This window comes from uncultured Caulobacter sp. (assembly GCF_937900395.1).
Taxonomy (GTDB): Bacteria; Pseudomonadota; Alphaproteobacteria; order Caulobacterales; family Caulobacteraceae; genus Caulobacter.
In genome coordinates this window covers 1-26,712 of record NZ_CALCDX010000050.1, presented here as the reverse complement: position 1 = coordinate 26,712, position 26,712 = coordinate 1, and the positions used below count along the sequence as shown (strand labels likewise).

Here is a 26,712-nt window from a genome sequence, read left to right as displayed (position 1 = left end):
TCCCGGTTCGAGCGGGGCGACCGATCGCCTCGCCGTCGACATCGGTGTTGGAGTGGGCGGCCTCGTGTCTCAATCGTCTTTGCGTCAATCGCCGCCCTCGGTTCGTGAGCGGCTGGCGGACGCCATTCACGCTTCGCGAACGGCGCTGTTCGGACGCGAGGCGGTGCGGGGCTATCTCGTGTCGGGCGGGGCCGGCGTCTTTCTCGCGCTGATCGGCGCGATGGGCTCCCACAACGTGCCGATGCTCATGCGGCTCGCCTACTGGGTCGGCCTCTGCCTGGCCGGCGCGGTCGTGGGCACGGGCGTCACCCAGCTGATTGGGCGCGAGGGACGGGCCGACAACCACCCTTGGCTCTATGGCGTGATGACGGTGGTCCTAATCACCCTGCCGTTCACCGGCGTCGTCTGGTTCGTCAGCGAGATACTGTTCGCGCGGGGCCTGCGCCTCGAGGTCCTGCCGCGCTATCTCTTGCCAGTGTTCATCATGACCACGGCCATGACGGCCCTCAACTTCCTGGTCCAGCGCCAGCCGATCGAGACCCACGCCGCCCCCAAGGGCGCCCCCGCCCCGCGCTTCCTTGACCGCCTGCCGCCCAAGCTGCGCGGCGCGGACCTCTACGCGGTCGAGGCCCAGGATCACTATCTGCGCCTGCACACCTCGCGCGGACAGGACCTGGTGCTGATGCGCCTCTCGGACGCGATCGCCGAGCTGGAGGGCATAGAAGGCGCCCAGACCCACCGCTCGTGGTGGGTGGCCAAGGGCGCGGTCGAGGACGCCCGGCGCGGCGACGGCCGGGCGGTCCTCTCCCTCAAGGGCGGCGTCGAGGCGCCGGTCAGCCGCGCCTACGCCAAGGCCCTTCGCGAGGCGGGCTGGTTCTGATCAGCCGTAGTGGATGTCGGCGGCGGTCGCCCCGGTTCCGACGCTGAGACCCGTGACGCCGACAAGGCGGATCAGGCCGTCGCCGGCATTGACCGCGACCGTGGCGTCCTGGTGGTAGATGTAGGTGTCGCCGTTGTACTCAAAGACGCCCGTGGCGTTGGCCGCCACCTGGCCCGAGACGTTGATCAGGGCCTGCTCCAGCGTCGTCGCCGAGCCCGCGCTCAGACCCGTGACCACAGAAGGAATCTCGACGCCGAGGTTCACCTGATCCACGCCCTTGGCGAAGTCGGTGATCGTGGAATAGGTGGTCACCTTGTTGTTCTCGACGCCCAGGTTCGAGAAGCGCGGCGCGGCGAAGCCATCCTGATAGAGTTTGAAGACGTCGGCGCCGGCGCCCAGCGTATAGACGGAGACTGATTGCCCGCGCAGATCGGCGGCGACACTGTCGTTGTAGCTGGACAACACGACGGTGACCTGTCGGCTGTCCGGGCCATCCGTGCCGATCCCGGTGATATCGACGCCGCCCGAGCCCGAGGCGTCCAGGCTGTAGGTCGTATAGTCCGCGCCGCTGACATTGCTGACAAAGCCGGCGGTGAGGCGGCCGATCCCGGTGACAATGACCGTGCTGATATCCCCGGTGGCGGTCTGGGAGTTGATGGTCCCCAGCACGCTGTCGCTCTGGACATGCAGCGTCAGCGCGCCGTCATTGCCCGTGACGTAGAGATTGCTCTTGGTCGCGCCATTGCTGGTGACGCCGTTCAGATAGGCGTGGACGCCCTTCGCTCCGGATTGGACCGAGGACGGGCCGCTGAACACCAGATCGGTGTGATAGTTGGCCGTCAGCGTCGCGCCGCTGACGCCGTCCATCTTCAAGGCCACGCCGTCGGCGATCTCGTTGATCTTCGTCGTGTGTGAGGAGCGCAGCGTAATGTCCTGCAGACCGGCGTAGCCCGCCACGCTGAGCGGAAAGATCTGAACCTCGCCCGTGCTCGGCAGGGTGAACGACAGCTTGAAATTGTTGAGCACCAGGTGCTCGACATTGGTGATCTTGGTCTTGTCGAACAGGTCGGTGTCCGCGCCCATCACGAGCGTGTCGTCGCCCGCGCCGCCGTCGATGATCGCGCCGTTTACCACCTTGCCGATGGTGATCAAGTCGTTGCCGGCGCCGCCGCTGATCTTGCCGTTCGGCGCGCCGCCCAGGACATCGACGGCGGCGTTCAGCTGACCGACGGTGATGGTGTCATTACCATCGCCGCCGTCGATATAGCCGCCCACCGCGCCCGAGAAGGTGATGACGTCGTGGCCGCCGGCGGTCAGGATAGACTGCGAGGCGTTGCTGTCGGCCCCCGTCACCGTATCGTTGTCGGCCGTCGATCGCAGGCCCGCCGTCGCCGCGTCGGGCGAGACGCTCTGGCTGGAGGTCACCGCGATCGTTGCGCCGGTCGCGAAGGTCGGCTGCTGACCATAGACGCCCAGCAAGTCAACATTGAACGAAGCCTGGCCGTCGGCCGCCAGATCAGCCAGGAAGGCGTCGTTGGCCTTGGCGTAGACCCCGAGATCGGCCTTGGCCGCCTCATTTAGCAGCCAGCCGACCATGGCGGCCTTGGTTCCCTGGCCATTCAGGCCATCGCCGCCGTAGCTGGCGAAATACTGGGCGCGGGCGTAGGTCCCGCCGAGGCCGTTGGGCACCTGGTCGTTCAGGATGGCGTCGATCTTGCCGGCCGCCGGCGCGAAGCCGAAAATCTCCGTATAGGCCTTGGTCGCCGAGGCGGTCAGGTCCAGCGCGCCGTAGGCGGCTTGGAACTTGGCCGCGCCTTCGCCCGTCTTGCCCAGATTGACCGAGAAATTGATGTAGCGGTTCTCGGCGGTGAACGACGTGTAGTAAGCCGAGTTGAGGTTGTTGGCGTTGCCGCCCGTCGGCGACACCAGATAGTCGAGACCGGCCATCTTCGGGGTCGCGCCGGTGAAGAAGGCATAGGAAAGGTTGGCGACCGAGGTTGAGGCGATCGCCATCTTGCCGATTTCCGCCCGCGCCTCGGACAAGGTCAGGGTCGCGGCGTCGACCTGCACCGCCAGCGCCTGAAGCTTAACCAGATCCGGCGCGGGAATGTTCGCGAACTTGATCCGAGCGACATCGGCATAGGCCGACTCTAGAACTTGAAGCGTAGCCACAACTCAACCTCCGGCATGTCCTACGGATAGGGGTATGGTATTTGCTGTACACATGCAAGCGTAGCCGCTGAAAAAAGAAACCCGGCCGAGGTCTCGGCCGGGTTGAATAACGCGCGAGTGGATTATGGTTTCTGATCAGCTGGTCCAGCCGCCGCCCAGCGCCTTGTAGATCGCCACCACGTCGGTATTGACGCCGGTCTCGGCAACGGTGAGGGCGTCCTCGGCGGCCAGTAGCGTGCGCTCGGCGTCCAGCAAGACGAGGAAGTCGATGCCGCCTTCGCGGTACTGGATGCGCGCCAGTTCGGCCGCGCGGCGCGACGCGGCGGCCTGGTCGGCCAGGCTCTTCAGCTGGGCCTGTTGCTGGCGGTAGGAGACGAGGGCGTTTTCCAGGTCCTCCAGCGCCAGAAGCACGGCCTTGTCGTAGGCCGCCAGGGCCGCGTCATCGCGGGCCCGCGCCGCCCGCAGGCGGGCGTGGGCGCTGCCGATATCGAGCGCCGGCCAGCTGACCGTCGGGGCCACGGCCCACGCCTGACTGGCGCTGTTTCCGAAGCCCGCCGAGGTCCCCGACAGGAAACCGACGAAGCCGGTCACCGAGACGCGCGGGAAGAGGTCGGCGGTGGCCACGCCCACCCGCGCGGTCGACGCCGCCAGGCGACGCTCGGCGGCTTGGACATCGGGACGACGGCGCAGGAACTGGCCCGCCTCGCCGATCGGCAAGGCGGCGACCAGCGGCGGCGTGTCATCCGAGCGCGGGGCCAGCAGGGCGTCCAGCGCTCCGGGCCGTTGGCCGGTCAGGACCGCCAGACGATAGTTGGCGCGGGTCGCGGCCGTGATCAGGCCGGGGATCGCCGACTCGGTGGCGTTGAGGCGCGCCTGGGCCGAGGCGACGTCGATCGGGCTGCCGGCGCCCGCGTCGAACCGCACCTTGGTCAGGCGGAGGGTCTCGCGCTGGGTCTCGAGGTTGCGCTGGGCGACCTTGAGGCGGGCCTGGGCCCCGCGTAGCTCGAGATAGTTGCGGGCCACCTCGGCGGCGACGGTGACCTGAGCGTCGCGCAGGTCGGCCTGCGCCGCGCCCGCTTCCGCCCCCGCCGCTTCCACGCCCCGACGAACGCGGCCGAAGAGGTCGATCTCCCAGCGGGCGTCGAAGCCGGCCTGGTAGGTCTGGCTCTCGACGCGGTCGGTGGTCACGCCCGGCTGCTGCTGCTTGCTCTTCGTGTAGGTCCCGTCGGCGGTGACGTGCGGGGCCAGGTCCAGCTTCTGCTCGGTGAACAGGGCGCGGGCCTCGGCGACGCGGGCCAGGGCGATCTTCAGGTCGAGGTTGGCGCCCAGGGCCTGGCCGACCAGCTGGTCCAGCACCGGGTCGCCGAACGCCTTCCACCACTGGGCCTCGGGATTGGCGGCGGTGAAGACGGCCGGGTCGGCGTTCTGAAAGGCCGCCGGCGGGGTCGCCGGCGTCTTGTAGTTCGGCCCCACCGCGCAGGCGGCGGCGGTCAGGGATACGCCGGCGATCAGCGCGGCGCGCAGGGTGTGCTTGAAGACAGACATCAGTGCGCCTCCACAGGCGAGGTCAGCGCCGTCTTCTCCGCGGCCTTGCGGGCCGTGAAGCGACGGATGACGTAGTAGAAGATCGGGGTCAGGATCAGACCGAAGACCGTCACGCCCAGCATCCCCGAGAACACCGCCACGCCCATGGCGCGGCGCATCTCGGCCCCGGCCCCGTGCGACACCACCAGGGGGTAGACCCCCATGATGAAGGCGATCGAGGTCATCAGGATCGGCCGCAGGCGCAGGCGGCAGGCCTCAAGAACCGCCTGGAGCGGGCTGTCGCCATGCTCCTCGCGCTCCTTGGCGAACTCCACGATCAGGATGGCGTTCTTACAGGCCAGGCCCACCAGCACGATCAGGCCGATCTGGGTGAAGATGTTGTTGTCGCCTTTGCTGATCCAGACGCCGGCCAGGGCCGACAGCAGGGTCATCGGGACGATCAGGATCACGACCAGCGGCAGGCTCCAGCTTTCGTACTGGGCGACCAGCACCAGGAAGGCCAGCAGCACGCAGAGCGGGAAGATGAAGACCGCCGTGTTGCCCGCCAGGATCTGCTGGTAGGTCAGCTCGGTCCACTCGAAGCCCATGCCGTTGGGCAGCTCCTTCTTGGCCAGATCCTCAAGGGCCTTCTGGGCCTGGCCGGTCGAGTAGCCGGGCGCGGGGCCGCCGTTAATCTCGGCGGTCAGCATGCCGTTGTAGTGGCTCTCGCGGTCGGGGCCGGTGGTCTCGTGGAAGCTGACGAAGGCGCCCAGCGGGATCATCTGGCCGTCGCCGTTGCGGGTCTGCAGGCGCAGCATCTGCTCGGGCTGCAGGCGGAAGCGCTGGTCGGCCTGCACGTTGACCTCGTAGGTCCGCCCGAAGCGGTTGAAGTCGTTGACGTACAGCGAGCCCAGATAGACCTGCATGGTCTCGAAGAGGTCGGTCAGGGACACGCCCTGGGCCCGAGCCTTCTCGCGATCGATGTCGGCCTGGATCTTAGGCACACTCACCTGATAGCTGGAGAAGATCCCCGCCAGGGCCGGGTCCTGGCGCGCCTTGTCGATCAGGTTCTGGGTGGCCTTGTTCAGCTCCTCCGGACCCAGGCCCGCCTTGTCGACGATCTGCATCCGGAAGCCGCCGATGGTGCCCAGGCCCTGGACGGACGGGGGCGGGAAGACGGCGATCTGGGCGTCGGGGATCGCGGCGAACTTCTGGTTCAGGGCCGCCACGATCGCGCCGGCCTGCTTGTCCTTTTCGCGACGATCCTTGAAGTCGGTGAGGGTGTAGAACACCGCGCCGGAGTTGGGGCTGTTGATCAGCCCGTTCACCGACAGGCCCGGGAAGGCCACCGAGCTCTTCACGCCTGGAATACCCTTGGAGATCTCGCCCATCTGGCGGATCACCGCTTCGGTGCGGTCCAGCGAGGCGGCGTCGGGCAGTTGCACGACGGCGACCACATAGGCCTTGTCCTGCTGCGGCACGAAGCCGGTCGGCGTCTTGGCGAAGGCGAAGACCGTCAGGGCCAGCAGCACGCCATAGACCACAAGGCCCGCGGTCGAGCGGCCCAGGGTCCTGGCGACGCCGCCGACATAGCCGTTCGAGGCCTTGGCGAAGAAGCGGTTGAACGGGTTGAACAGCCAGCCCAGGGCCGCGTCGATCAGCTTCTGGAAGCGGTCCTTGGGCGCGTCATGCGACTTCAGGAGCACCGCGGCCAGGGCGGGCGACAGGGTCAGGGAGTTGATGGCCGAGATCACCGTCGAGATGGCGATGGTCAGGGCGAACTGACGATAGAACTGACCCGACAGGCCGCTGATGAAGGCGGTCGGGATGAACACCGCGCAGAGCACCAGGGCCGTGGAGATGATCGGCCCGGTCACCTCGCTCATCGCCTTGCGCGTGGCGTCGGCGGGGGCAAGGCCCAGGCTGATGTTCCGCTCGACGTTTTCGACCACCACGATGGCGTCGTCGACCACGATGCCGATGGCCAGCACCAGGCCGAACAGGGTCAGGGCGTTCAGGCCAAAGCCCAGCATCAGCATGACGGCGAAGGTGCCGATCAAACTGACGGGCACGGCGATCAGCGGGATTACCGAGGCGCGCCAGCCCTGCAGGAAGATCACCACCACGATGACGACCAGGATGATCGCCTCGATCAGGGTGTGGACCACCGAGTCGATGCTCTCCTGCACGAAGGCGGTGGTGTCGTAGATGATCTCGTAGTCGACGCCCTCGGGGAACTCCTTCTTGAGCTCCTTCATGGTCTTCTTGACCTCGGCCGCCATCTGCAGGGCGTTGGAGCCGGGGCGCTGGAAGATCGGCATGGCGACGGCCGACTTGTTGTCGAGCAAGCTGCGCAGGGCGTAGTTGTTGGCGCCCAGCTCCACGCGGGCGACGTCGCCCAGGCGGGTGATCTGGCCGTCCTCGCCCGAGCGGATGATGACGTTGCGGAACTGCTCCTCGTCGGTCAGGCGGCCAGGCGCGTTGATCGACAGCTGGAAGTCGGCGCCCGAGCCGGCGTTGGGCGGCGCGCCCAGCTGGCCGGCGGCCACCTGGACGTTCTGCTCGCGCAGGGCCCGCACGACGTCGCCGGCCGTCATCGACAGGGCGGCCAGCTTCTCGGGATCCAGCCACACGCGCATCGAGTACGAGCCCGCGCCGAAGATCTGCACGTCGCCGACGCCGTCGATGCGCTTCAGCCGATCGCGCACGTTCAGCTGCGCGTAGTTGCTGAGGTACAGCATGTCGTAGCGGTTGTTCGGCGAGATCATGTGCACGACCAGGGTCAGGTCGGGCGAGGCCTTGTCCGTCGTGACGCCGATCCGCTGCACCTCCTGGGGCAGCTTGGGCAGGGCCTGGGCGACGCGGTTCTGAACCTGCACCTGGGCCTTATCCAGGTCGGTGCCCAGCGCGAAGGTCACGGTCAGGACCATGGCCCCGTCGGCGGCCGACTGGGACGACTGGTAGATCATGCCCTCGACGCCGTTGATCGCCTGCTCGAGCGGCGCGGCGACGGTCTGGCCGATGACGGACGGGTTGGCGCCCGGATAGGCCGCGCGCACGACCACGGTCGGCGGCACCACTTCCGGATACTCGCTGATCGGCAGCTGGGGCAGCGACACCAGGCCGGCGATGAAGATGATGATGGACAGCACCGCCGCGAAGCGGGGCCTGTTCACGAAGAACTTGGAAAAGGACATGCGGGTCGTCCTGGAGCTCCGGGGAGGAGACGTGTGCGGCCACGCCCCTTCCCTGGATCGGGAAGAGGCGGGCGTGGGGGATCGTCGAAGCGTAAGCGGCTAGTTCTGGCGGATCGGGCTTTCGATCTGGGCCAGTTGGTCCAGGTCGGCCTTGTCGGTCTTGACCGGCACCGGCGCGACGGTGTCGCCCGGCTTGACCTTCTGCAGGCCGCCGACGATCACCCGGTCGCCGGGCTTCAGGCCCGAGCGGATGATGCGCAGGTTGCCGGCCAGAGGGCCGATCTCGACCGGGCGGTACTCGGCCTTGTTGGCCTTGTTCACCACCACCACGAAGCGCTTGCCGAGGTCCGTGGCGACGGCGCGGTCGGGCGCCAGGGCCACGGTCTGGCTCTCGGCGCTGACCAGGCGGATGCGGGCGAACAGGCCCGGGGTGAAGCGGCCGTCGGCGTTGGCGAAGATCGCCCGGCCAGCGATGGTGCCGCTCTTGGCGTCCAGGGCGTTGTCGATGAAGGCCAGCTTGCCGACGTGCGGATAACCGTCCTCGGTCATCAGGCCCATATAGACCGGCCCGCCCTTGCCGCGCTCGGCCGAGGCGTACTTCAGGAAGGTCTGCTCATCGGCGTTGAACTCGGCGTAGATCGGGGTGTCGGACACCACGGTCGTCAGGAGCGACGACTGGGTGACCAGGTTGCCGCGCGTGATGATGGCCTTGGAGATCCGGCCGTCGATCGGCGAGGTCACCCGGGTCCATTCCAGGTTCAGGCGGGCGGTCTGCAGGGCGGCCTGGGCGGCGGAGAGATTGGCCTGGGCCGCGCGCTCTTCCGAGGCGAGACGATCGAATTCGCTCTGGGCCAGCGCGTTCTGCTCGATCAGGCGACGACCGCGCTCGCGGTTGACCACCGCCAGATCGAGCTGGGCCTTGGCGCGGGCCACCTCGGCGGCGGCGCGATCAGCCTCGGCCTTGTAGGGGCGCGGGTCGATCTGGAACAGCACCTGGCCCTTGTGGACGCGGGCGCCCTCGGCGAACTGCGCGCCGTCGATATAGCCCGAGACCCGAGGACGGATCTCGACGGTGTCGATCGGCTCGAGGCGGCCGGTGAAGTCGTCCCATTGGCGCAGGGACTTGAAGGCGACGTCGGTGACGGTGACCTGGGCGGGCGGCGGGGCGGCGGCGGCGTCCTGCTTGGCCTGGGCCGAGCAGGCGGCCAGCACGGCGACGGCGGCCAGACCGGCGAAGGACGTGATGACGGGTTGGAGACGCATGGGGGGAGAAACCTGTCGGGGGGAGGAAACGGAGAGACGCGAGGGCTATTCGAGGACGGGCAGGCGCGCGGTCCGTCGCTTGGACGAGCCGAAGGCGCGGACGGTGGTCCAGTCATGGCCGTCTTTGGCCTTGCTCTTGAAGAAGGCCAGGAAACCCTTGGACTTAGCGGCCAGGGCGGCGCCTTGCGGCGCGCTAACGTAAACGTTTGTTTGCGGGGGCATTGGCGCGCGCTCCTTAGGGGTTTAAGGGATCAAATGTCGCAGGGACGGTTACTTGACCCGGGCGACCGGAATGACGATTTAGGATGTGACGAGACCGTTCGGTATCATCGCTCCAGGCGAGAGATACTGACCGGTAACTCGCACGTCAAGGAGAGGTCCGCCAAAATGGCGACAAGAAATTCTGGGGACGGGGTTGTGGGCGATACGGAAGCGGCGGCTTGCGCGCCCGCGTCCAAGCGTCCGGCGCGTGACCGGATCTTCGAAACCGCCCGCGAGCTGTTCTATCAGCACGGCATCCGCGCCGTCGGCGTCGAGACGATCGCCGCCGAGGCCGACGCCACCAAGATGACGCTCTATCGCAACTTCCCGTCCAAGGACGAGCTGGTGGCCGAGGTCCTGCGCGAGCAGGAGCGCGAATACTGGGCCTGGTGGGAAAGTGTCACCGCCGTCTGCTGCACCGACCCGCGCGCCCAGCTCGAGGCGATCTTCGACGCCTTCGAGACCAAGGCCTGCAACAAGGACGTCCACGGCTGCCCGCTATCGAACGCCGCCATCGAGCTGCACGAGGAGGGCCACCCGGCCCAGGTCGTGTCGGTCAACTACAAGAAGGAGCTGCACCGCCGGCTCACGGACCTGGCGCGTCGCGCCGGGGCCAAGGACGACGACCTGGCCGACGCCCTGATGCTGCTGATGGAAGGCTCGTACACCGCCCGCGTCACCCTCGGCGCGGACGGTCCCTCGCGCGCCGTGGCCCGCTCGGCGCGGGCGCTGATTAGGTATCACCTGGACGGGTGCTGATCGGAGACTCCCACCTCCAAAAGCGTGTCATCCCGGCCGCAGCGCGTAGCGCGAAGAGCCGGGACCCAGGGGCCACGGGCTCGGCGCTCTTTCACCCCCTGGGTCCCGGATAGCCTCTATGAGGCTTCCGGGATGACACGGTGTTTTCGTTCTAACCTGTCAGCCGCGACCGAAGCTGCTCATGCATCGCGACGCATCAGGATCTTGGAACGACTCTCCAAGACCAGCAGCGCCAGCAGCACCGTGAACGCGAAGACCAGCAGCAGCAGGGACAGGCGGTGGGCCTGCCCCCACTCGAGCCCCTCGACCAGGCGATAGATCTCGGTCGAGAGCACCGTCGTCTCGCCGGGGATATTGCCGCCCAGCATCATGACCACGCCGAACTCGCCGACCGTGTGGGCGAAGGTCAGGATCGCGGCGGCGACATAGCCCGGCAGGGCCAGCGGCAAGGCCACACGCCAAAAGCTCGTCCAAGGCGAGGCGCCGAGGGTCGCGGCGGCCTCCAGCGGCTCGTCGCCGATGGCGAGGAAGGCGTTGCGTAGCGGCTGCGCCGCGAACGGCAGCGAATAGATCAGCGAGCCGATAACGAGGCCCTCGAAGGTGAAGGCCAGGGTCCGCACGCCGAAGGGCGCCAGCAGGGCCATCAGCGGGCTCTTCGGCCCCAGCGCGATCAGCAGATAGAAGCCTAGCACCGTCGGCGGCAGCACGATCGGCAGAGCGACCACCGCCATGACCACCGTGCGCAGCGACGAGCGCCCGCGCGCCAACCACCAGGACAGCGGCGTGGCCAAAACAAGCAGCAGCAGGGTGGTGACCCCCGCCAGCTTCGCCGTCAGCCACAGGACCTCGCCCATGCTCAGCGGACCTCGTAGCCGTAGCGCTTGATGATCGCCTTGGCCTCGCCGCCTTTCAGGAAGGCGACGAACGCCTTGGCCGCCGCGCTGTTCTGGCCGGTCTTCAGCAGCACCGCCTGCTGCTCGATCGGCGTGTGGTCAGCGGCCGGAACAATCCAGCGCGAGCCGCCCTTCTCGTCGATCACCTGCGACAGGGCCACGAAGCCTAGCTCGGCCGCGCCGGTCTGGACGTATTGGAAGGCCTGGGTGATCGAGGCGCCGGTGACGATCTTCGGCTTGAGGGCGTCGTAGAGCTTCAACTTGGTCAGGGCCTCGACCGCCGCCTGGCCATAGGGGGCGGCCTTCGGGTCGGCGATGGCGAGCTTGTCGAACCCGCCCTTGGCCAGCACCGCGCCCTTCCCGTCCACCAGACCCGGCGTCTTGCTGAACAGCACCAGCCGGCCCGTGGCGTAGGTGAAGCGCGAGCCCGGGACGGCCAGCCCCTCGGCCTCGGCCTTCTGAGGCCGCTCGACATCGGCCGACAGGAAGACCTCGTACGGCGCGCCGTTGGCGATCTGGGTGTAGAACTGGCCCGACGAACCGAAGCTCAGCGTCGCCTCGTGGCCCGTCCTGGCCTTGAACCGCGCGGCGATCTCCTTGGCCGCCTCGGTGAAGTTGGCGGCGACAGCGACCTTGGTCTCGCTGGCGAGGGCCACACCGCCAACCGCCAGCGACAGAACGCCGGCCAGGGCGGCGATCAGCATCGGACGACGGGCGATCATCTGGTAATCCTGGTCTTCGCGCTGCGGTTATGCAGCCAGACTACATAACGGTAGAAACGCGGGCCGACCAGTGACGGATGACTTCAGCGCCTCCCTGATCCTCAAGCGTGGCGGCTTGGCCCGCGTCGGGCTTGAACGCATCGCGCTTCTGGAGGCGATCGCGCGCCTGGGCTCGATCAGCGCGGCGGCCAAGGCGGCGGGGCTCTCCTACAAGGGGGCCTGGGACGGGGTGCAGGCGCTGAACAACCTGTTCGACGCGCCCCTGGTCAGCGCCGCGCCGGGCGGGCGCAGCGGCGGCGCGGCCCAGGTCACCGCGCGCGGCCAGGCGGTCATCCGCGCCTTCCGCGCCGCCGAGCGCGAGGTCGGGACAGCCTTCGCGCGGCTGGAGGCGGACCTGTCGGGCGACGCCGATCTGCTCTGGAGCCTGGGCCTGCGCACCAGCGCCCGCAACGCGCTGCGGGGCGTCGTCACGGCCATCGCGGGCGACGGCGTCACCGCGCTGGTCACCCTGGCGCTGGGCGAGGGCCTTGCCCTCCGCGCCTCGATCACCCAGCGCAGCGTCGAGGACCTGGCCCTCTCCCCCGGGCGCCCCGCCATCGCCTTGATCAAGTCGAGCTTCGTCCGGCTGGACGCGGGCGATGGCGACAACCGCCTGGCCGGCGAGATCATCGACCGCGAGGCGGGCGACCACTCCGCCGAGGTCACGATCGGCCTCTCGGCCGGCAAGACCCTCGTGGCGACCCTGAAGCCGGAGGACGCGGCCTGGTCCCTCCCCGTCGGCGCGAAGATGGAAGTCCGGATCGCCGCCTCCGACGTGATCCTGGCGGTCGACTAGGCGATCGCCCTCAGGCCCGCGCGAAGGTCGTCCGCGCCGCCGCCCAGATCCTCGTCCAGCTTGCCGTGTTCGCGGGTCCAGATCGGGAGCGCCTGGGCCAGCAAGGCCCGGCCGTCCGGGGTCAGGCTCAGTACCCGCGCCCGGCCATCCTTGGGATCGGGCGCGACCGTTAGCAGCCCCCGGCGCTCCAGCGGCTTCAGCGCCGCCGTCAGGGTCGTGCGGTCCATGGCCAGCAGATTGGCGACGCCGCCCATGCCGGCGGGCTCGGGTCGGTTCAGCGACATCAGCAGCGAGAACTGGCCGTTGGTCAGACCCAACGGTCGCAGAGCCTCGTCGAAGCGGCGGGCCAGCGCCCGCGCCGCCCGCTGGACGTGCAGGCACAGGCAAGTGTCGCGGACGTGGATCGTCGTCTCAAAGGGAATCACGACCGGCTTTGACATGCCCAATTTATGTTGATATCAACGTTATTAGTCAAGGAAAACAGCTCAGCTTACGGAGGACGTGATGTCGCATGCCGTGGTTTCCCGCGAGGAATGGCTGGACGCGCGCCGCGCCCTGCTGGTCAAGGAAAAGGCCCATACCCGCGCCCGTGACGCCCTGAACGCCGAGCGCATGGCCCTGCCCTGGGTGAAGCTGGACAAGGCCTACGCCTTCGACACCGAGGCGGGCCCCAAGAGCCTGGACCAGTTGTTCGAGGGCCGCAGCCAGCTGCTCGTCTACCACTTCATGCTGGGGCCGGACTGGGACGCGGGTTGCGAGGGCTGCTCGTTCATGGCCGATCATTTCGACGGGACGCTGCCGCACCTGAACCACCACGACGTGACGCTGGTCGCCGTGTCCCGAGCGCCCCTGGCCAAGATCCAGGCCTACAAGCGCCGCATGGGCTGGACGTTTCCGTGGGTGTCGTCGCACGGCGGCGACTTCAACCGCGACTTCCATGTCTCGTTCACGCCCGCAGAACTGGCGTCAGAGACGATCCGCTACAACTTCACCGACCTGCCGGCGGACCAAGGCCACGACGAGCTGCCGGGTCTGTCGGCCTTCTATCGCGACGCCGAGGGCCAAGTGTTCCACACCTATTCGACCTACGCCCGCGGGCTGGAAGAGGCGCTGGCGACCCTGATGCTTCTCGATCGCGCGCCGCTGGGGCGTAACGAGGGCGAGACGATGAACTTCATTCGCCGCCACGACGAGTATGAGGACGCTCAGCCCAAACCCGCCTGCTGCGGCGGGGCGGCCGCCTGACGCCCCAACGCATGATCCGTTCCTGGAACACCTTCGTCGAGGCCATGCCTCCGGCTGGCCTCCTGACACCCTCCCCTTCTCGAAGAAAGACTCCCATGGCTAGTGACTTCGTCTGGTTCGAACTGGTCACGCCCGACACGAAGGCGGCGGGAGCGTTCTACACGGCCGTTGTCGGCTGGACGACCGAGGCCTCCTCCGGTCCCGCCGGCCCCTACACGATCTTCAAGGCCGGAGGTTTCCATGTCGGCGGCATGCTGGAGATGAAGGACGTCCCGGCGGGCTGGCTGGGCTATGTCGGCGTCGATGACGTCGACGCCTTCGCCGGAAAGGTCGAGGCCGCCGGCGGCGCGGTCCACAAGGCGCCGCAGGACATTCCCGGCGTCGGCCGCTTCGCCGTCGTCGCCGATCCGCAAGGCGCGATGTTCATCCTGTTCCGGGGCCCGCTCGATGCGCCGCCGCCCCGTCCCGCGCCGATGTCGCCGGGTTCGCTGGGCTGGGCCGAACTGCACGCGGCCGACTGGGAAAAGGCCTTCGACTTCTATGCGCCCTTGTTCGGCTGGGTAAAGCACGACGCCGTGCCGATGGGCGAGATGGGCGTCTACCAGACCTTTGGCCCCAGCGCGGCGGCGATCGGCGGCATGTTCAGCAATCACGCGCCGGCGCCGATGCCGTACTGGCTCTATTATTTTGGCGTGGAGGGCGTCGACTCCGCTGTCGAGCGCATCAAGACCCATGGCGGCCAGGTGCTGATGGGCCCTGTCGAGGTTCCCGGCGGCGCCTTCGTGGTCAACGCCATGGACCCGCAGGGCGGGCTGTTCGCCGTCCTGGGCATGCGCGGATGATCACCGTCTACGGCGAGGGCCGAGGCTTCCGCGTGGTCTGGCTGCTGGAGGAGATGGGACTGCCCTATCGGCTCCGGGACGTCGATCTGCTGGCCGGGGTGGAGAACGATCCGGAGTTCCTGGCGATCAATCCCGCCGGCTTCATCCCGGCGATCCGGGACGGCGGGGTCACCATGGTCGAGTCGATCGCGATCATGGAGTACCTGCTGGGCCGCTACGGCCCCTCGCCCCTGGCGCCGGACGCGCAAGACGCCGCCTTCCCCGCCTACCAGCAGTTCCTGCATCTGGGCGAGGCGGGGCTGGCGGCTTCGGTCTTCTTCCTCACCGGCGCCAAGCACTTCGCCCCCGAGACCGACCGCGACAACTGGACCGTCCGCCAGGCCATGCACGTATTCACCAGCCGCCTCGGCTTGGTGACGCGGCGGCTGGGGGAGGCGCCCTACATGGCCGGCGACACCTTTACGGCGGCGGACGTCTCGGTCGGCTACGCCCTGGAGATGGCGCGCAAGAACATCGACTTCGCGCTCGGCGAGGCGGAGATGGCTTACGTTAAGCGGCTGCGCCAGCGGGACGGCTATCAGCGCGCGCTGGCGGCCTGCCCCGGCACGCGCGGTTGGTGGAGCAGCTAGCTCACGCAATCCGCCAAGCCGTCGCGGCGCACCGTCTTCGAGGCCTTGCCGATCTTCTGCGTGCGCTTGGCGACGTACTTGCCCGGCTTGATCACCCGCCACTTCAGCGGGCTGGGCAGGATCGCCGCCAGGCGCGAGGCCTGGGCCTGGGTCAGCTTGTCAGCGCCAACGCCGAAATAGCGGCGCGAGGCCGACTCCGCGCCATAGATGCCCGGGCCGAACTCGATGGAGTTCAGATAGACCTCCATGATCCGCTTCTTGCCCCAGCCGACCTCGATCAGCACGGTGAACCAGGCCTCCAGCCCCTTGCGGACATAGGAGCGGCCCGGCCACAGGAACACGTTCTTGGCCGTCTGCTGGCTGATGGTCGAGCCGCCGCGAATCTTCTTGCCCGCCTCGTTGTTGGCGTAGGCCTTCTGCAGGGCGTTGAAGTCGAAGCCGTGGTGCTCGCAGAACCGGGCGTCTTCGGCGGCGATCAGGGCGCGCGGCAGGGCCGGGGCGACCTCGTCGATCGGCCGCCAGCGATGGTCCAGCCCCTTCCCCTCGACCGCGCGGATCACCATCAGAGGCGTGATCGGCGGCGGCACGAACCGATAGATCAGCACGGTCACGATCGGTCCCGCGACCAGGATAATGAACAGAGCCAAAGCGATGTTGCGCAACAGCCGCCGCAAGGAACGCCCCCAAGGCTATCAGGAAGAGAATCTCGAACAGACTTGTCTTTACGCTGCGGCGGGATGCTAGCCAGAGGAAAAGTCGCTGGCTCGGGCTTAGCGGCGAGAAGATTAAGGGAGCCTTCGATGGACGTGATCGACGCCGTCAACCGCCGTATGTCGGTGCGCGCCTTCAAGCCGGACCCCGTCGACGCCGCCCTGGTGCGCGAGCTGCTGGAGCTGGCCGCCCGCGCCCCTTCGGGCGGCAATCTCCAGCCCTGGCGGGTCCAGGCCGTATCGGGCGCGCCGCTGAAGGCCCTGACCGACGCCATGCTGACCCGCGTCGCCTCGCCCGACCCGACCGAATACGACGTCTATCCCGCCAACCTGTGGGAGCCGCTGCGCAGCCGCCGCTTCCAGGTCGGCGAGGACATGTATGGCGCGCTGGGCATCCCGCGCGAGGACAAGATGGCTCGCCTACAGTGGTTCTCGACCAACGGTCAGGGCTTCGGCGCGCCGGTGCAGCTGTTCTTCTCGATCGACCGCCGCTGCGGCCCGCCGCAGTGGAGCGACGTCGGCATGTTCATGCAGACGTTCATGCTGCTGGCGGTCGAGCGCGGCCTCGACACCTGTCCGCAGGAGTTCTGGTCGCACTACAACAAGCTGGTCGACGAGCACGTCGGCCTGCCGGAAGGGCACATGCTGTTCTCCGGCATGGCCCTGGGCTATCGCGACGCCGACGCCCCGGTGAACAACTTCCGCTCCCGTCGCGCCCCGTTCGAGGAGTGGGGCGAGCTGAAGGGGTTCTAAGTCTAGGCCTTAACCCGCGAACTGGCGCGGGCCGCTGATGTCGGGGATCTCCATGACCCCGGCCTCGCCGCTCTCGTCGCCCCAGGCCATGAGCTTGCCGTCGGCGCTGACGGCCAGGGCGCTGATCGGAGCGCCCTTTTCGGCCTTCAGGGTCTCGATGCGGCCGTTGCGCATGTGAGCCGCCCAGATCTTGCCGTTGTCCTGGGCGGCCAGGCAGACCGGATGGGTGTCGATGCCGGCCACCCGGACGACCATCGAATCGCGGGAGAAGCCGATCTCGGCGGCTTCCTTGCCCATCGGGCCGCTGGCGCCGGCGAACGGCCAGATGACCGCGCCGTTGGCGCCGGCCGTGACCAAGAGGTTGCCTTTGTCGAAGAAGGCCAGGCTTTTGATCTTGGCCGGATAACCGCCCATCCGCATGTCCTTGCCGTCCGACAGGCGCCAGCCGTGCAGCTGGTTCTCCTGCATCGACGAGATCAGGAACTTGCCGTCGGGGCTGAAGGCCACGGCGATGTGGCTGCCGGCCCACTTCAGCAGTTGCGGCTTCTGGTCGGCGATCCGCGCGTACCAGAGATAGGCGCCGCCATAGGTGGCCGACGCCAGGCGGCGGCCCTTGGGCTCGAAGGCCAGGCCCGACACCGTCTTCTCGTGCGCGAAGGTCCGCGCGAAGGCCGGGTCGGCGGCGTCGCGGACGTGGACCTCCTTGCCGGCGGTGAAGGCGATCAGGCCCGAGGCGGCGCTGGTCGCCACGTGCTCGATCCACTTGTTCTTCACCTCGGCCAGCAGGGTCGCGACGACCTCGCCCTTCTCGATTCGGGTCCAGACCACGCGGCCATCGTCGCCGCCGGTGACGATGCCGGCGCCGCTGGGATGGGCGGCGGCGGCCAGGACGGCGCCGCCGAGCGGACCCCCATGGGCTTCCACGGTGACAAAGCCGTCCTCGGTCTGCAGGCGCACGGTGCCGTCGCCCAGGGCGAAGGCGGCGCGGCCGGAACGGTCGAAAAGGACGTCGGTGACGAAGGCGTCGAAGGAAAAGATCATGCGTCGCACTTAATGCGCCGAGGCCTTTCCGGCCAGACTCTTTCAAGGCGATGCGTTTCCGGGCGCGTTTGGCCCCAGGCGCCCGTTCGAACGGCGTTCGGCGAAAAGTCGAAAAAAGGGGCTTGCTATTGCGCCGCGTCGTCGGGCTTTACTTCCGCGCCCGTCTGCGCCAGACGTGGCGACGTAATGACATTTCAGGCGCGCGCGGGGCGCGTGGCCTTCTGGGAGACAGTCAGGCATGGCGGCTAAACTTGCTGGCGGCGGCGGTGGCCGTTATTCGCTGGGCCAAAATTCCGAAATCAACGTCACGCCCTTCGTGGACATCCTTCTGGTGCTGCTGATCATCTTCATGGTCGCCGTGCCGATGGCCGTGACCTCCATCAAGATCGACCTGCCGCCGGCGGTTCCGCCGCCGCCGAACGCGCCGAAGCCGAAGGAGCCGGTCTTCATCTCGATCCAGAAGTCGGGCGCTGTCTTCATCGCTGACAAGCAGACCAGCCTGGACGGCCTGGAAGCTGACCTGAACGCCAAGTTCGCCGCCAACGGCCAAGCCGGCCCGAAGGACGACCAGCGCATCATGATCCGCGCCGACGCCGACGTCATGTACGCCGACTTCATGGGCGTCCTGAACCAGCTGCAGACCTCGGGCTGGTACAAGGTCGGTCTGATCAACGAAGACATCCACTAAGGATCGTCCTCGGCGACAGCCAAGAACACGAAAGCCCCGGAGCGCGAGCTCCGGGGCTTTTGTTTGTCCGGAGCGGCCCTTCTCCCCTTGCGGGAGAAGGTGTCGCCAAAGGCGACGGATGAGGGGTCGCGCAAACGAAAGCCGCCGCGACGGCGGTCAGGCCTGTCGCGGCGGATCTCGTCTTCAACCCCTCACCCGGCCCTAACGGGCCACCCTCTCCCACAAGGGGAGAGGGAGACTCGTCCCTAAGCCGCCGTCGCTTCGAAGCCCGCGCGCAGCTCGGCCTCGTCCAGGTCGCGACCGATGAAGACCATGCGGCTGTAGCGCTTGTCCTTGTCGGTCCACTCGCGCTGGAAGTCGCCTTCCAGGATCATGTGCACGGCCTGGAAGACGAGACGCTTGTTCTCGCCCTTCACGTCGATGATCCCCTTGGCGCGCAGGATGTCCGGGCCGCGGCGGGCCAGGAGGTCGTTCAGCCAGGCGGTGATCTTCTGGCCGTCGACCGGCTTGTCCAGCGTCAGGGAGATCCCCTTCACGCCATCGTCGTGCACGTCGCTCTTGGCGTCGTGGTGATGATGGTGGTGGTCATGACCGCAGTGCTCGTCATGCACATGGTCATGATCGTGGTGGTGATGATGATCGTGGCCGCAGTGCTCGTCGTGCACGTGACCCGGCTCGCCGTGGGCGGGATTGAGGAAGTCCGGCTCCAGCTCGGTAATGCGGTCCAGGTCGAAGCTGTGCTTGCCCAGGATCGCGTCCAGCGGGACGTTCGAGCGCTGGGCGCGGTGGATCGGGGCCAGCGGATTGATCCGGCGGATGCGGGCCTCGACGTGGCGCAGGTCGTCCTCGGAGACGAGGTCGGTCTTGTTCAGCACGATCTGGTCGGCGAAGGCGATCTGCTCGACGGCCTCCTTGCTGTCGCCCAGGCGCAGCATGATGTGCTTGGCGTCGACCACGGCGGTGACCGAGTCCAGCGCCGTGCGCGCCTTGACGTCCTCGTCGACGAAGAAGGTCTGGGCCACCGGGCCGGGATCGGCCAGGCCCGTGGTCTCGACGATGATGGCGTCAAAGCCGCCCTTGCGCTTCATCAGGCCTTGCAGAACCCGGATCAGGTCGCCGCGCACCGTGCAGCAGACGCAGCCGTTGTTCATCTCGAACACTTCCTCGTCCGCGCCGACCACTAGGTCGTTGTCGATGCCGACCTCGCCGAACTCGTTGACGATCACGGCGTAGCGCTTGCCGTGCTCCTCGGTGAGGATGCGGTTGAGCAGGGTGGTCTTGCCGGCGCCGAGATAGCCGGTCAGCACGGTGACGGGGATCTTGCCATTTCCAGCAAGAGAATGAGCAGCGGAGGAGGCTTGGGTCATGGAGCGCTATTTAGGCGCTCGCCCCGGCAAACAAAAGCCGGGCGCGCTCTAGAGTTCGAGGAACGCGACCCCAAGGCCCATGGCGATCAGGGCCAGACCCAGGATCGTCGATTCGTAGCGGGCGATCCGCTCCAGCCCCAGGCGCTTGACGCCGGCCAGGCTGAGGGTCGTGAACAGCAGCATGCCCGTGGCGGTCGCGGCCATCAGAACAGCGCTTAGCGCCATGAAGCCGGTCCAGCCGTGCTTCACCCCCGCCAGATAGATCGGCAGGAAAGCTTCGCAAGGCGACAGGGTCAACAGCACGACCAAGGCGATGATGGCCGCGCGGTCGGAGGCGTAGCGGCGGGTCGTGATGTCGCCCTCGCCGTGCTCGTGCCGGCCGCGCCAGAGATAGAAGAGTCCCAGCGCCCCCATCAGCGCGCCGACCACCCAGCCGAACACCGCGCCCATGTGCGGCTGCACGGCCAAGCCCGCGCCGACCAGGACCATGCCCAGGAGGATGGTGAAGGCCACATGGCCCAGACCGGCCAGGGCGGTGACGCTCAGCGTCTTGCCCGCCGACCAATGCTGGCCGCGCCCGACCAAGACGAACGGCAGCCAGTGGGTCGGCAGCGCCGCGTGCAGGAAGGCGACGGCGAAACCAGTGGCGGCGATGGGGGCGAGAAGCGTCGGGTTCACGGCGAGCGATATAGCGTGTTATAAAGTAACACACCAGGGGTCATCGCGAACTTCTCGCATTTAGCGGATTCAGGGCCGGATTCCCGTGGCGACGCCGTTGACTCTCGGGCTCGCGGCTGTATAAGTCGCGCCCTCTTCGCCCGCCGGGTTTCCGAGCGGGCGTTCCCTATTTTGCGAACGCACGTTTTTAAGGCGCTAAACCTATGTACGCGGTGATCAAAACCGGCGGCAAGCAGTACCGGGTTCAAGCCGGCGACCTGCTGGTGGTCGAAAAGCTCGAAGGTGAACCCGGCGCGGCCGTGGCCTTTGGCGAAGTCCTGATGCTTGGCGAAGGCGAGGCCGTGACGGTCGGCGCCCCCACCGTGGACGGCGCTGTCGTCTCCGGCACCCTGATCGAAACCCGCAAGGGTGAGAAGGTGAAGATCTTCAAGAAGATCCGCCGTCAGGGCTACCGCCGCACCCGCGGTCACCGCCAGCTGGAATCGGTCGTGCGCGTCACGTCCGTCGCCGGCGCCGGCAAGGAAGCCAAGTGGGAAGGTTCGATCGACCTGACCCCGAAGGTCATCCTGGACGCCCGCGCTCGCGGCCTCGGCGACGCCGCCGTGCCGTTCACCGCTCCGGCCGCCGTCGAAGCCGCTCCGGTGGTGAAGAAGGCGTCGAAGGCCAGCCCGAAGGTTGAAGCCGCCGTCGTCGAACACGCCGACCCGGTCGCTGAAGCGCCGAAGAAGAAGGCCGCCCCTAAAAAGGCCGCCAAGAAGGAAGACGGCGAAGCCTAAGGCGACGCCCCCAGAGGATAGGAGAGCACAATGGCTCACAAAAAATCTGGCGGTTCGTCCAGCAACGGCCGCGACTCAGAGTCGAAGCGTCTTGGCGTGAAGAAGTTCGGCGGCGAGAAGGTTCTCGCCGGCAACATCCTCGTGCGTCAGCGCGGCACCAAGTTCTACCCGGGTTCGGGCGTGGGCATGGGCAAGGATCACACCCTCTTCGCGCTCGTGCAGGGCGCGGTGGGCTTCGTGACCAAGAAGCACAACCGCACCTACGTGACCGTGACCCCGGCCGCTCAGCCGGCCGAGTAAGCACGAACCAAGGTTTCTTCGGATCGTGCTTCAGTTGAAGACGATCCGGACAGACGATCTCTAGCGGGGAGTCCGGAACGCCGGGCTCCCCGCTTTTGTTTTGTCTCGTCGCCGCAACAGAACTCGCCACGGCGGCGTCACGGTCCCGCTTCAAGAGGACCGGAGGAACCTTGGGAGGCGCCGATGTGCGTCATCGAAGAAAGACCCATCATCGAAACCCAGCGGCTGACGCTGCGCGTTCCGGCCCAGGCCGACGTCGAGCGCGTGGCGGCCTTCTGCGTCGATCATGACGTGGCGCGCATGACCACGCGCATGCCCTCGCCCTACACCCGCGCCCACGCGGAAGACTTCGTCGCGCGCTGCGGAGCCCAGGACCGGTCGCGCGACAACACCTTCGCGATCGAGCTGGCGGACGAGGGGTTGATCGGCGTGGTCGGCCTGTTCACCACGCTCGAGGGCCAGGTCGAGATGGGCTACTGGATCGGCCGCCCCTACTGGGGCCGAGGCTACGCCACCGAGGCGACCAAGGGCGCCTTGGACTGGGCGCGCGGCGTCTGGAACAAGCGCTACGTCACCGCCGGCCACTTCGCCGATAACGACGCTTCGGGCCGGGTGCTGGTCAAGGCGGGCTTTCTGTACACCGGCGTCGTCGAGCATAAGCCGTCGGTCGCGCGCGGCGCCCTGACGCCCACGCGGATGATGGTGTGGCTGGCGTGAAGGCTATCCAGAACGCCCCCTCCGTCACGATGCGTATCCGCATCGCGCCACCTCCCCCGTTTCACGGGTGAGGAGGAAACAGCCGCCCTCCTACCCCGCTTGCGGGGGAGGTGGATCGGCGCGAAGCGACGAGACGGAGGGGGCGCTGAGCCGCCCCTAAGCCGCGCGGTGGGTGTGGATCACCTTCTGCGGGCCTTCGCGGAAGCGCTTCTCGGCCGTGACGATCCGCTCGCACAGGGCGTCGAGGTCGGTCAGCAGCGAATAGGTGGCGTAGATGGGGATCTCCATCATCGCCACCTGGGCCCGCGGCATGAACTCGGTGTACTTCTTCCAGGCCACGTGGCTGTCGCGCGCGTTCAGGGCGCGCTGGCCCAGCGGATTCCACAGGTCCAGATCGATCAGGTCGTCCCGGCACTGCTTCATCACGGGCAGCGCGATGTACAGGAACAGGAAGGTCGGGGTCGCGGCCTTGGCGAACTGCGGCTGCACCTGCAGGTGCCAGATGCGGTAGGCCTCGAAGAAGCCGGCCTTCTTGGTCGGATCGGGCGGCAGCCAGGAGGCGTTCTCGTTGATCAGGTCATTGGCCGTGGACGAGCGCTTGACCAGTTCATCGGCGCTGGTGCCGGCCGGCATGGTCTTGGACAGCGCGTTGACCGGAATGGCCAGCTTCTTGGCGACGTCGGTATAGGCCACCTGCTTGCCGGCCATCGGCGTCCACTGGCCGAACGACGGCGCGCCCGGCGTGCTGGCGCGCTTGGTCGCGGCGGCCTTGTGCAGCAGCAGCTGTTCCTCGCGCTGCTGTTCGGCGCGCAGGCGGTCGAATTCCTCCTCGTGCGCGGCCTGCTCCTCGGCCGTCATCCAACGGGCGCGGCCCGGGCCATAGGTCCGCTCGTAGCGGTTCAGCAGAACGAGGGTGTGGTCCGTCGAGGGGCGTCGCCCCACTTCGCCGAGGAAGGCCTTGAAGTCGCGCCACTGCGGCGCGACGCCGGTCCCGCGGCCGATCAGGATGTTGCGGTGGACGGATGCTTCGGCGCCGTACTTGCGATGGATTTCCTGCGTCGAGAGCTCGACCAGGTCCTTCGCCAGCACATCATCGACTTCTACTTCGGTCGCCAAGGTCAGCCTCCCGTTCCGCCGGCGAGAAACACGGCGGTTCGCTAGCCATGACTCTTTGTCGCATAACGTGTTTTAACATTTCGTCACGAAGACGAACGGCCGTCACGACTTTCTTGAGGTTAACGAGCGTGACCAAGCGTCACGGTGAAAACGGGGTTTTGGCTCGACGCGCGGGACGCCTTGGGACAAAAGGACCCCATGAAATTCTTGGACCAATGCAAGATCTACATCCGCTCCGGGAACGGCGGCGGCGGGTCGGTGTCGTTCCGCCGCGAGAAGTACATCGAGTACGGCGGCCCCGACGGCGGTGACGGCGGCCGCGGCGGCGACGTGTGGATCGAGGCCGTCGAGGGCCTCAACACCCTGATCGACTATCGCTACCAGCAGCACTTCAAGGCCGGCACGGGCGTGCACGGCATGGGTCGCGCGCGCCACGGCGCCGCCGGCGAGGATGTCGTCCTCAAGGTCCCCGTCGGCACCGAGGTGCTGGAGGAGGACAAGGAGACCCTGATCGCCGATCTGGATCATGCCGGCATGCGCGTGCTGCTGGCCAAGGGCGGCAACGGCGGCTGGGGCAACCTGCACTTCAAGGGCCCGGTGAACCAGGCGCCCAAGTACGCCAATCCCGGTCAGGAAGGCGAGGAGCGCTGGATCTGGCTGCGGCTGAAACTGATCGCCGATGTCGGCCTGGTCGGCCTGCCCAACGCCGGCAAGTCGACCTTCCTGGCCGCCGCCAGCGCGGCAAAGCCGAAGATCGCCGACTACCCGTTCACCACTCTGACCCCGAACCTCGGCGTCGTGGACCTGTCCAGCAGCGAACGCTTCGTGCTGGCCGACATCCCCGGCCTGATCGAGGGCGCGTCGGAGGGCGCGGGCCTCGGCACGCGGTTCCTCGGCCACGTCGAACGCTCGGCCACCCTGATCCACCTGATCGACGCCACCCAGGACGACGTCGTCGGCGCCTACGAGACGATCCGCGGCGAACTGGAAGCCTATGGCGACGAGCTGGCCGACAAGGCCGAGATCCTGGCGCTGAACAAGATCGACGCCCTCGACGAGGAAACCCTCGCAGAAAAGGTCGCCGAGTTGGAGGCCGTCGCGGGCGTGAAGCCTTACCTTGTCTCGGGCGTCTCGGGCCAGGGCGTGAAGGCGCTGCTGCGCGCGGCCTACAAGCAGGTCCGCATCCGTCGCGGCGATCTCGAGGAAGAGATCGAGGAGGACGAGGACCACGTCGACGAGACCCCCGGGGGCTGGACCCCGTGAGCCAGGCGGCCGAGGCATACCGGAACGCCCGTCGCATCGTCTTCAAGGTCGGCTCGGCCCTGCTGGTCGATGACAAGACGGGCGCGGCCGACCGCGCCTGGCTGGAGGCGTTCTGCGCCGACGCCGCCGCCCTGCGCGACGCCGAGACCCACGAACGGCGCCAGCCCGATCGCCTTGCGCAGCAGTTCGACGCCCTTCTCAGGGTCACCGGCCATGGCCGCCACGATACCCTGCAGCGCCAGCGCAGCCGGATGGTCGGGCACCGCGGCCAGCACGTCGGTCGGGCCCTCGCGGTCGAAGCGCACCGACGCGGCGTCGACCGTCACCGGACCGTCGAAGCCCTCGTCCAGCGGTTCCCGCTCGTGCAGGTCGACCCGGTCCTGGCAGTCGATGCGGGCGAACGCCCGCGGCGGCTCCGGCGAGTACACCGCGAAGCTGTGCTTGGTGGCGCTGCCCCCGTTGCCGTGGACGAGCCCCGCTCCCCCGGCCCGCACCAGCGGAACCATCGCCGCGATCGAGTGACCGACAGAGTTGCTGATCGCGGCACCGGCGAACCCCAGCCCGCCGGTGACGGTCAGGGGACGACCCTCGTCGAGCCCGAGAGCAGCCGACGACATCTGCACGATCGACGGGAAGCAGGCGTACAGGTCGACGTGGTCGATGTCGGACACGTCCAGCCCGGAGTGCTCGAGCGCCGCCTCCCCCGCCGCGGTGAGCGCCGGGCACCCGGTCAGCTCGGCGCGTCGGCGCACCTCCCAGGTCTCGTGGGAGGAGGTGACGACGTGCGGGAACACCCGCCGGTCGTCGGCCACGCCCGCGGAGCGGGCCAGCTCGGTCGAGCAGATCAGGACCGCCGACGCCATGTTGACCGTGTTGTTGGCCACCATCGCCTTGGGGTACGGGAAGCAGATCATCCGGTTCTGCTCCGACTCGTCGCGGATGGCTGCGACCTCGTGGCGGGTGCGGTCCCATGCGTACGGGTTCGCCTCCGCTACCCGAGACTCCCGCGCCCACAGCTCGGCGCAGTGGTCGCGTTGTTCGTCCACCGTGCGGCCGTGGCTCAGGCGCAGCGCATCCTCGAACAGGGCGTAGAACACCGTCGCCGATCCGAGCTGCGCCATCTCGGAGATCGCCTCGGGGGCGAACCCTCCGATCAGCTCCGGCGTTCCCTCGCCCGGCGACTCGTTCCAGCGCGGCGACAGGCCCTGGCGCTTGAGCTGCTGGTTGGTCCAACGGGCCTCGCCGCCCAGCACCAGCGCCGCATCGAGCTCTCCGGCCGCGATCCGCTCGCACGCGAGGCCGACCATGTCCTGGGGGGCGGTTCCGGTGATCTCGGTGATGGCGGTGCCGACACCGCTGAGTCCGAGCTCCTCGGCCACGACCGCGGCCGGGTTCCGATAGCGGTAGAAGCCTCCGGTGACCCCGATCCAGCCGACCCGGTCGAGCAGGGTGGGCGCCCCCGCGTCGTCGGCAGCCGCCCGGGCGGCCGCGACCATGAGCTCGATGGGCCCGGGCGCGTCGAGGAGGTCGTGGTCGCCCGGGCGGTCGATGCTCTGGGCCGCCCCCACGATGACGGGGGTGGCCACGGGGCGCAGGGGCGCGGGACCGGGGTCGTTCTGTGTCGGCACGGGCGACAGTCTGGCAGCGCCGTGACGCTGTGATCGCCGGCACGCACCGCGAACGACGTCGTTCCCGGCAGACTGTGACACAGGGGGGTTCGAGACCCGGAAGGGATCGCGTGGTGGAGAAGGCAGTGCCGATGTCCCGAACGTCACGACGCCGCAGTCGCGGGCACCGGTGGGTGCGCTGCGGTGCCGTGGTGCTCCTCGCGTCGCTCGGTGCCGCCTGCGGCGGGAGCAGCGACGACGCGACGGGCCGAGGCTCGACCGATCCCGGGACCGACACCCCCACGTGCGCCACGGACCTGGCCGACGGGCCGACCGAGATCACCGTGTGGCACCCCTACAACACCCTGACCAAGACCACGCTCGAGTCGATCGCCGAGGCCTACAACGCGTCGCAGTCCAGGGTGCACGTGAACGTCGAGGCCCAGGGCAACACCATCGAGCTCCAGAAGAAGT

26 protein-coding genes and 2 pseudogenes are annotated in these 26,712 nt (G+C 67.9%); 14 read left to right on the top strand and 14 right to left on the bottom strand.

Annotation, left to right across the window (positions count from 1 at the left end):
• Positions 1-52: 52 nt before the first annotated feature.
• The gene (locus Q0379_RS04550) at positions 53-880 is read left to right on the top strand and encodes a LytTR family DNA-binding domain-containing protein (RefSeq protein WP_299004851.1); all 828 of its coding nucleotides are present in this window, start codon (positions 53-55) and stop codon (positions 878-880) included.
• Here the strand turns inward: Q0379_RS04550 and Q0379_RS04545 are convergent, their stop codons facing one another.
• The 5 genes from Q0379_RS04545 to Q0379_RS04525 form a co-directional block, all read right to left on the bottom strand.
• Entirely contained in the window at positions 881-3,052 is a 2,172-nt protein-coding gene (locus Q0379_RS04545) for a hypothetical protein (protein ID WP_299004848.1), read from the bottom strand.
• A 135-nt stretch (positions 3,053-3,187) separates the two neighbouring features.
• A complete protein-coding gene (locus tag Q0379_RS04540) occupies positions 3,188-4,597 on the bottom strand; it encodes an efflux transporter outer membrane subunit (protein WP_299004845.1) in 1,410 nt (469 codons plus the stop codon).
• On the bottom strand, positions 4,597-7,773 hold the full coding sequence (locus Q0379_RS04535) for an efflux RND transporter permease subunit (protein WP_299004842.1): 3,177 nt from the start codon (positions 7,771-7,773) through the stop codon (positions 4,597-4,599). The genes Q0379_RS04540 and Q0379_RS04535 overlap by 1 nt, the downstream gene beginning before the upstream one ends.
• 99 nt (positions 7,774-7,872) lie before the next feature.
• On the bottom strand, positions 7,873-9,036 hold the full coding sequence (locus Q0379_RS04530) for an efflux RND transporter periplasmic adaptor subunit (RefSeq protein WP_299004839.1): 1,164 nt from the start codon (positions 9,034-9,036) through the stop codon (positions 7,873-7,875).
• 45 nt (positions 9,037-9,081) lie between these two features.
• Positions 9,082-9,258 carry a hypothetical protein gene (locus tag Q0379_RS04525; protein WP_299004836.1) on the bottom strand — a complete coding sequence of 59 codons (177 nt, stop codon included), beginning with the start codon at positions 9,256-9,258 and terminating at the stop codon, positions 9,082-9,084.
• Positions 9,259-9,423: 165 nt separating this feature from the next.
• On the opposite strand from Q0379_RS04525, the gene Q0379_RS04520 reads away from it, so the two are divergent.
• Positions 9,424-10,056 (top strand): TetR/AcrR family transcriptional regulator, encoded by a 633-nt coding sequence (locus tag Q0379_RS04520; protein WP_299004833.1) that lies wholly within the window; start codon positions 9,424-9,426, stop codon positions 10,054-10,056.
• Positions 10,057-10,235: 179 nt separating this feature from the next.
• Here Q0379_RS04520 and modB read toward each other — a convergent pair whose 3' ends face one another.
• Together modB and modA are read right to left on the bottom strand one after the other, a co-directional pair.
• Entirely contained in the window at positions 10,236-10,910 is a 675-nt protein-coding gene (gene modB, locus Q0379_RS04515; RefSeq protein WP_299004830.1) for a molybdate ABC transporter permease subunit, read from the bottom strand.
• A 2-nt stretch (positions 10,911-10,912) separates the two neighbouring features.
• Positions 10,913-11,671, bottom strand: a complete 759-nt coding sequence (gene modA / locus Q0379_RS04510) for a molybdate ABC transporter substrate-binding protein (RefSeq protein WP_299004827.1) — start codon at positions 11,669-11,671, stop codon at positions 10,913-10,915.
• Between the two features lie 70 nt (positions 11,672-11,741).
• Here modA and Q0379_RS04505 point away from each other — a divergent pair, with 70 nt between their 5' ends.
• On the top strand, positions 11,742-12,506 hold the full coding sequence (locus Q0379_RS04505; protein ID WP_299004825.1) for a TOBE domain-containing protein: 765 nt from the start codon (positions 11,742-11,744) through the stop codon (positions 12,504-12,506).
• Here Q0379_RS04505 and Q0379_RS04500 read toward each other — a convergent pair.
• Positions 12,503-12,946, bottom strand: a complete 444-nt coding sequence (locus tag Q0379_RS04500; protein ID WP_066681462.1) for a MarR family transcriptional regulator — start codon at positions 12,944-12,946, stop codon at positions 12,503-12,505. The two genes, Q0379_RS04505 and Q0379_RS04500, sit on opposite strands and share 4 nt — an antisense overlap.
• Before the next feature lie 64 nt (positions 12,947-13,010).
• On the opposite strand from Q0379_RS04500, the gene Q0379_RS04495 reads away from it, so the two are divergent.
• From Q0379_RS04495 to Q0379_RS04485, 3 genes are all read left to right on the top strand, one after another.
• The gene (locus Q0379_RS04495) at positions 13,011-13,751 is read left to right on the top strand and encodes a thioredoxin family protein (RefSeq protein WP_299004821.1); all 741 of its coding nucleotides are present in this window, start codon (positions 13,011-13,013) and stop codon (positions 13,749-13,751) included.
• Between the two features lie 95 nt (positions 13,752-13,846).
• Positions 13,847-14,593: a VOC family protein gene (locus Q0379_RS04490; RefSeq protein ID WP_299004817.1), complete on the top strand. Its 747-nt coding sequence runs from the start codon at positions 13,847-13,849 to the stop codon at positions 14,591-14,593.
• The gene (locus tag Q0379_RS04485) at positions 14,590-15,222 is read left to right on the top strand and encodes a glutathione S-transferase family protein (protein WP_299004814.1); all 633 of its coding nucleotides are present in this window, start codon (positions 14,590-14,592) and stop codon (positions 15,220-15,222) included. Before Q0379_RS04490 ends, Q0379_RS04485 begins: the two co-directional genes overlap by 4 nt.
• Here Q0379_RS04485 and mtgA read toward each other — a convergent pair.
• Positions 15,219-15,896, bottom strand: coding sequence for a monofunctional biosynthetic peptidoglycan transglycosylase (mtgA, locus tag Q0379_RS04480; protein WP_299004811.1), 678 nt, complete (start codon positions 15,894-15,896; stop codon positions 15,219-15,221). The two genes, Q0379_RS04485 and mtgA, sit on opposite strands and share 4 nt — an antisense overlap.
• Before the next feature lie 126 nt (positions 15,897-16,022).
• Here mtgA and Q0379_RS04475 point away from each other — a divergent pair, with 126 nt between their 5' ends.
• A complete protein-coding gene (locus Q0379_RS04475) occupies positions 16,023-16,685 on the top strand; it encodes a nitroreductase (protein WP_299004808.1) in 663 nt (220 codons plus the stop codon).
• A gap of 9 nt (positions 16,686-16,694) precedes the next feature.
• On the opposite strand, the gene Q0379_RS04470 is transcribed toward Q0379_RS04475, so the two are convergent.
• The gene (locus tag Q0379_RS04470; protein ID WP_299004806.1) at positions 16,695-17,726 is read right to left on the bottom strand and encodes a WD40 repeat domain-containing protein; all 1,032 of its coding nucleotides are present in this window, start codon (positions 17,724-17,726) and stop codon (positions 16,695-16,697) included.
• A gap of 238 nt (positions 17,727-17,964) precedes the next feature.
• Here Q0379_RS04470 and Q0379_RS04465 point away from each other — a divergent pair, with 238 nt between their 5' ends.
• Positions 17,965-18,414, top strand: coding sequence for a biopolymer transporter ExbD (locus Q0379_RS04465; RefSeq protein WP_066681448.1), 450 nt, complete (start codon positions 17,965-17,967; stop codon positions 18,412-18,414).
• 245 nt (positions 18,415-18,659) lie between these two features.
• Here the strand turns inward: Q0379_RS04465 and Q0379_RS04460 are convergent, their stop codons facing one another.
• Both Q0379_RS04460 and Q0379_RS04455 read right to left on the bottom strand, forming a co-directional pair.
• Positions 18,660-19,781, bottom strand: coding sequence for a GTP-binding protein (locus tag Q0379_RS04460; RefSeq protein WP_299004801.1), 1,122 nt, complete (start codon positions 19,779-19,781; stop codon positions 18,660-18,662).
• 48 nt (positions 19,782-19,829) lie between these two features.
• Complete coding sequence (locus tag Q0379_RS04455) at positions 19,830-20,459, bottom strand: hypothetical protein (protein ID WP_299004798.1); 630 nt, start codon at positions 20,457-20,459, stop codon at positions 19,830-19,832.
• Between the two features lie 203 nt (positions 20,460-20,662).
• On the opposite strand from Q0379_RS04455, the gene rplU reads away from it, so the two are divergent.
• The 3 genes from rplU to Q0379_RS04440 all read left to right on the top strand — a co-directional run bounded on the left by rplU (position 20,663) and on the right by Q0379_RS04440 (position 22,252).
• The gene (rplU, locus tag Q0379_RS04450) at positions 20,663-21,235 is read left to right on the top strand and encodes a 50S ribosomal protein L21 (protein ID WP_299004795.1); all 573 of its coding nucleotides are present in this window, start codon (positions 20,663-20,665) and stop codon (positions 21,233-21,235) included.
• Positions 21,236-21,265: 30 nt separating this feature from the next.
• Positions 21,266-21,535, top strand: coding sequence for a 50S ribosomal protein L27 (gene rpmA / locus Q0379_RS04445; RefSeq protein ID WP_004615680.1), 270 nt, complete (start codon positions 21,266-21,268; stop codon positions 21,533-21,535).
• 183 nt (positions 21,536-21,718) lie between these two features.
• Positions 21,719-22,252 (top strand): GNAT family N-acetyltransferase, encoded by a 534-nt coding sequence (locus Q0379_RS04440; RefSeq protein WP_299004791.1) that lies wholly within the window; start codon positions 21,719-21,721, stop codon positions 22,250-22,252.
• Positions 22,253-22,266: 14 nt separating this feature from the next.
• On the opposite strand, the pseudogene Q0379_RS04435 reads toward Q0379_RS04440, so the two are convergent.
• A pseudogene (locus tag Q0379_RS04435) lies at positions 22,267-22,399 on the bottom strand (hypothetical protein); the annotation flags it as partial.
• Positions 22,400-22,408: 9 nt separating this feature from the next.
• On the bottom strand, positions 22,409-23,368 hold the full coding sequence (locus tag Q0379_RS04430) for a hypothetical protein (protein ID WP_299004788.1): 960 nt from the start codon (positions 23,366-23,368) through the stop codon (positions 22,409-22,411).
• Positions 23,369-23,566: 198 nt separating this feature from the next.
• On the opposite strand from Q0379_RS04430, the gene obgE reads away from it, so the two are divergent.
• From obgE to Q0379_RS04415, 3 genes and pseudogenes are all read left to right on the top strand, one after another.
• Entirely contained in the window at positions 23,567-24,631 is a 1,065-nt protein-coding gene (gene obgE / locus Q0379_RS04425; RefSeq protein WP_066681438.1) for a GTPase ObgE, read from the top strand.
• Positions 24,628-24,774, top strand: a pseudogene (locus Q0379_RS04420) (glutamate 5-kinase); the annotation flags it as partial. The gene obgE and the pseudogene Q0379_RS04420, both read left to right, overlap by 4 nt.
• Positions 24,775-26,447: 1,673 nt before the next feature.
• Positions 26,448-26,712: hypothetical protein (locus tag Q0379_RS04415; RefSeq protein WP_299004780.1), on the top strand; the 265-nt coding region annotated here is incomplete at its 3' end.

What these genes read in the sequence shown, in the direction of transcription:
- Q0379_RS04540 (WP_299004845.1), bottom strand. Translation starts at nt 4,597, where the DNA reads ATGTCTGTCTTCAAGCACACCCTGCGCGCCGCGCTGATCGCCGGCGTA.
- Q0379_RS04535 (WP_299004842.1), bottom strand. Translation starts at nt 7,773, where the DNA reads ATGTCCTTTTCCAAGTTCTTCGTGAACAGGCCCCGCTTCGCGGCGGTG.
- Q0379_RS04530 (WP_299004839.1), bottom strand. Translation starts at nt 9,036, where the DNA reads ATGCGTCTCCAACCCGTCATCACGTCCTTCGCCGGTCTGGCCGCCGTC.
- Q0379_RS04525 (WP_299004836.1), bottom strand. Translation starts at nt 9,258, where the DNA reads ATGCCCCCGCAAACAAACGTTTACGTTAGCGCGCCGCAAGGCGCCGCC.
- Q0379_RS04520 (WP_299004833.1), top strand. Translation starts at nt 9,424, where the DNA reads ATGGCGACAAGAAATTCTGGGGACGGGGTTGTGGGCGATACGGAAGCG.
- modB (WP_299004830.1), bottom strand. Translation starts at nt 10,910, where the DNA reads ATGGGCGAGGTCCTGTGGCTGACGGCGAAGCTGGCGGGGGTCACCACC.
- modA (WP_299004827.1), bottom strand. Translation starts at nt 11,671, where the DNA reads ATGATCGCCCGTCGTCCGATGCTGATCGCCGCCCTGGCCGGCGTTCTG.
- Q0379_RS04500 (WP_066681462.1), bottom strand. Translation starts at nt 12,946, where the DNA reads ATGTCAAAGCCGGTCGTGATTCCCTTTGAGACGACGATCCACGTCCGC.
- Q0379_RS04495 (WP_299004821.1), top strand. Translation starts at nt 13,011, where the DNA reads ATGTCGCATGCCGTGGTTTCCCGCGAGGAATGGCTGGACGCGCGCCGC.
- Q0379_RS04490 (WP_299004817.1), top strand. Translation starts at nt 13,847, where the DNA reads ATGGCTAGTGACTTCGTCTGGTTCGAACTGGTCACGCCCGACACGAAG.
- Q0379_RS04485 (WP_299004814.1), top strand. Translation starts at nt 14,590, where the DNA reads ATGATCACCGTCTACGGCGAGGGCCGAGGCTTCCGCGTGGTCTGGCTG.
- Q0379_RS04475 (WP_299004808.1), top strand. Translation starts at nt 16,023, where the DNA reads ATGGACGTGATCGACGCCGTCAACCGCCGTATGTCGGTGCGCGCCTTC.
- Q0379_RS04470 (WP_299004806.1), bottom strand. Translation starts at nt 17,726, where the DNA reads ATGATCTTTTCCTTCGACGCCTTCGTCACCGACGTCCTTTTCGACCGT.
- Q0379_RS04465 (WP_066681448.1), top strand. Translation starts at nt 17,965, where the DNA reads ATGGCGGCTAAACTTGCTGGCGGCGGCGGTGGCCGTTATTCGCTGGGC.
- Q0379_RS04460 (WP_299004801.1), bottom strand. Translation starts at nt 19,781, where the DNA reads ATGACCCAAGCCTCCTCCGCTGCTCATTCTCTTGCTGGAAATGGCAAG.
- rplU (WP_299004795.1), top strand. Translation starts at nt 20,663, where the DNA reads ATGTACGCGGTGATCAAAACCGGCGGCAAGCAGTACCGGGTTCAAGCC.
- rpmA (WP_004615680.1), top strand. Translation starts at nt 21,266, where the DNA reads ATGGCTCACAAAAAATCTGGCGGTTCGTCCAGCAACGGCCGCGACTCA.
- Q0379_RS04440 (WP_299004791.1), top strand. Translation starts at nt 21,719, where the DNA reads ATGTGCGTCATCGAAGAAAGACCCATCATCGAAACCCAGCGGCTGACG.
- obgE (WP_066681438.1), top strand. Translation starts at nt 23,567, where the DNA reads ATGAAATTCTTGGACCAATGCAAGATCTACATCCGCTCCGGGAACGGC.